This is a genomic window from Phaeovulum sp. (assembly GCF_041596715.1).
Lineage (GTDB): Bacteria > Pseudomonadota > Alphaproteobacteria > Rhodobacterales > Rhodobacteraceae > UBA6213.
In genome coordinates this window covers 1-3,366 of sequence record NZ_JBFHIA010000290.1, presented here as the reverse complement: position 1 = coordinate 3,366, position 3,366 = coordinate 1, and the positions used below count along the sequence as shown (strand labels likewise).

Annotated in this window: 3 protein-coding genes and 1 tRNA gene; all 4 read left to right on the top strand. The window is 63.7% G+C overall.

Features of this window, described 5'->3' with window-relative positions:
- Positions 1-703 (top strand): mechanosensitive ion channel family protein (locus ABY403_RS14785; protein WP_372841585.1); only part of this gene is annotated, 703 nt, incomplete at its 5' end.
- Entirely contained in the window at positions 696-1,421 is a 726-nt protein-coding gene (locus ABY403_RS14780; RefSeq protein WP_372841584.1) for an alanyl-tRNA editing protein, read from the top strand. The genes ABY403_RS14785 and ABY403_RS14780, both read left to right, overlap by 8 nt.
- A 252-nt stretch (positions 1,422-1,673) precedes the next feature.
- A complete protein-coding gene (locus tag ABY403_RS14775; protein ID WP_372841583.1) occupies positions 1,674-3,086 on the top strand; it encodes a hypothetical protein in 1,413 nt (470 codons plus the stop codon).
- Between the two features lie 64 nt (positions 3,087-3,150).
- Positions 3,151-3,240: transfer RNA gene (locus ABY403_RS14770), tRNA-Ser, on the top strand.
- Positions 3,241-3,366: the final 126 nt, after the last annotated feature.

Here is a 3,366-nt window from a genome sequence, read left to right as displayed (position 1 = left end):
GGCGATTGTTGCAGGTGCGCTTTCGGTTGGTATCGGCTTTGGTTTGCAGAACATCGTTTCCAACTTCGTCTCGGGTATCATCCTGTTGATAGAACGACCGATTTCCGAGGGTGACTGGATCGAGGTCGGCGGCAATCAGGGCATAGTGCGCGCAATCTCGGTTCGCTCGACGCGGATCGAAACCTTCGACCGCACCGACGTGATCATTCCCAACGCCGATTTCATCACCTCGCAGGTGACAAACTGGACGCGGGGCAATCTGACGGGGCGCGTAATCGTCAAGGTATCGGTCGCCTATGGCACCGATACCCGCAAGGTCGAGGCGATCTTGCTTGATATCGCGCATGCGCATCCCATGGTGATGCTGACGCCTGAACCGCGGGCGTTCTTCATGGGTTTTGGTGCCGACGGTATGGATTTCGAGATCCGTGCGATCCTCTCGGACGTCAATTTCAAGATGGTCACGGCCTCGGAAATGTATCACCAAATCGCGGCGGCTTTCGCGCGCGAGGGGATCGAGATCCCGTTCCCGCAGCGCGATCTGTGGTTGCGCAACCCCGAAACGCTGCGCGCCTCGTCACGCAAGCCTGCCGCCCCCACGCCGGAAGCGGCCGAGGCAATCGAAACCGCGCCGCCTGCGACCACCGCCCCCGATCCGCGGCTTGTCAGTAACGACCCCGGTGAGGATGAGGATGATGACTAAGGCACCGCAGCCACTGTATCGCACGCACCCCTATCTGCGCGAGGCGACTGCGCGGGTCTTGGCGCATACGCCCGAGGGCGGCGTGGTCTGCGATGCCTCGCTCTTCTATCCGACCGGCGGTGGTCAGCCGGGCGACAGCGGCACGCTGCATTGGCAAGAGGGCGAGGCGAGCGTTGTCGAGGCGCGTAAGGCTGGTGTGGGGGGCGTGGTGCTGCTGACGGCGGCAGACACCGTGTTGCCGCCAGTGGGGGCTGCGGTGACACAGCGGCTCGACTGGGCGCGACGCTATCTGCACATGCGCACCCATACCGCGCTACATCTGCTTTCCGTGATGATACCGCTGCCAGTAACGGGCGGGCAGATTGGCGCGGGCAAGGGGCGGCTCGATTTCAACATGCCCGAACCGCCAGAGGATGTGGCCGCAATCGAAGCCGCGCTGAACGAGATGATTGCCCGCGATCTGGTCGTCAGCGAAGACTGGATCACAGAGGCGGAACTTGAGGCGAACCCCGGTCTTGTAAAGACGATGTCGGTTGCGCCGCCGAAGGGGCAGGGCAGGGTGCGGCTGATCCGCATCGGCGCGGGCGCGACGCAGGTCGATCTGCAACCTTGCGGTGGCACCCACGTTGCCCGCACCGCCGAGATTGGCCCCGTGACGATTGGCAAGATCGAGAACAAGGGCCGCCAGAACCGCCGCGTCAGCATCACGCTTGGCTAAGGCGCGGGCGGTGACCCTGTGCCGCATTCCCCTGCGGCGCGATCTGGTCTAAAATCAATTACCAATCAATGGGCTGGGCGCTGCCAAATCGGCGCCGCGGCCGATATTTGCAAGGCGTGAAAACGTCGCAAACTCGGCCCCCATGAAGCCTTTGCGCGCAACGGGTCTGCGCAGCGGGGCGGATGCGTCCGGTGCCATAGGCAATCGTCACCGCAGATGGGGGATGGCGGCATCAACGAAAGGGGCGCTGAGATGAAACTCCTGATGACGGCCCTGATCTTGGGCGTTGCGGCGGCACCCGCCGTTGCCGAAGACCGGATGAACGCCTGCGAAATGTATCAGATCGAGAACGCACTCGGTTCGTTCATGGCCTCGGGGCACAAGCAAGTGTGCGACCATATCGGCCCGCAGCTTCTGACCAACGCCTGCATGACCTATTACACGCGCCTGACGAGCCGGAACTTTCCGCCAAGCAAGGAAGCGCTGGCAAAGCTTGCCGCCGAATGCGAGGCCACGATGCCGGGGGGCGCTAGCTTGCAGACTTGTGCAGAGGGCGCCAATTGCCCGGCCATTGGCGACATCGCGGTTTCGAGCGGGTCAGCAGAGCCGATGGTCGATGTCTTGCCGCCCGGCGATATGCCCGAATGCGGCACAGGGCTGGAATGTCGCCCCGAGCCTGACGATCTGGCGGTGCCGCTGACAGACGACGACGCACCCGCGCCCGCAGCCGCGCAAGGTGCTGCCGATGCGGCGCTTGATCTGGCGTTCTGGGAGGCGATCAAGGAAACAAACGATCCCAACCTTTACCGCGCCTATCTGGCGCAGTTTCCAAACGGCACCTTTCGGGTGATCGTCGAGGCGCGGTTGCAGGCTTTGCCAACGGCCCCCGCCGCCGCGCCTGCCGCCCCCGTGGCCACACCAGCCGCACCCGCCGCAAATGCCGAAGCGATTTTCGATCAGGCAGAGGCGATCATGTCGGCGGCCTATGCGCTTGACGTGACGCGATGGGATGCCGAGGCGCGCCGCGCCATGCCGCTTTACACGCAGGCAGGGCAGGGCGGTTTCGCACCCGCTTGGGTGGAACTCGCCAGCCTTTATGAAAACGGTATCGGCACCGCGCAGGACAACCAAGCCGCGCTCGAACTTTATCAGCGCGCAGGCGCGATGGGTTATGACGAAGGCTACTATCGCGCGCTGATGGTTGCTGACCAATTGGGCGAAAGCGATGCCTATGTGCAAAGCTTCCTCGCCCTCTATCGCTCGGAACCGGGGATGGCGCTTGACAGCTTCAACTCGGTGTCCTCGGCGGGACCGCGCTGGTTGCAGCAGTTTCTGCAGGCCGAGGGTGTCTATACAGGGCAGATCGACGGCGCTTTCGGCGCAGGTTCGCACGCAGCACTCGAAACCTATCTTGCAGCCAGCGCGCTCGGCCAAGCCACTTCGGCACAGCCCGACGACAGCAATCTGGCGCTGGCGCTACAGCGGGAATTGCAGCGCGTCGGCTGCTATCTGGGTGCATTGGACGGGCGCTGGGGCGGCGGCTCCATCCGCGCGCTCGAGGCCTTCAACATCTGGGAGGGAGGCATCACAGCCGCCGCAAAACCGACCGAAGCGGCGCTTGCGGCGGTGCGCGATGCCCGCGGTCTGGTCTGCGGCGTCGATTAACCGCGCCCCGACCTTCCTTTCCCCCTTGTCATGCGCCCACTTCCGCGCGTAGAAACCGCGCCACGGAGAGGTGGCCGAGTGGTCGAAGGCGCACGCCTGGAAAGTGTGTAGGCGGGGAACAGTCTCCAGGGTTCGAATCCCTGTCTCTCCGCCACTTGCCCCTGACAAAAGTTTCTCCCGATCCGGTTGCGGCCGGATTTTTCCGTTGTTTTCGAGAGTTATGCGGGTTGGGCTGAGCACTGCGCCTGTTGCGGTGGGGGCCAAAAGTGTTCTCTTGGGG

Coding starts and splice junctions, on each gene's coding strand:
- ABY403_RS14780 (WP_372841584.1), top strand. CDS start 696: ATGACTAAGGCACCGCAGCCACTGTATCGCACGCACCCCTATCTGCGC.
- ABY403_RS14775 (WP_372841583.1), top strand. CDS start 1,674: ATGAAACTCCTGATGACGGCCCTGATCTTGGGCGTTGCGGCGGCACCC.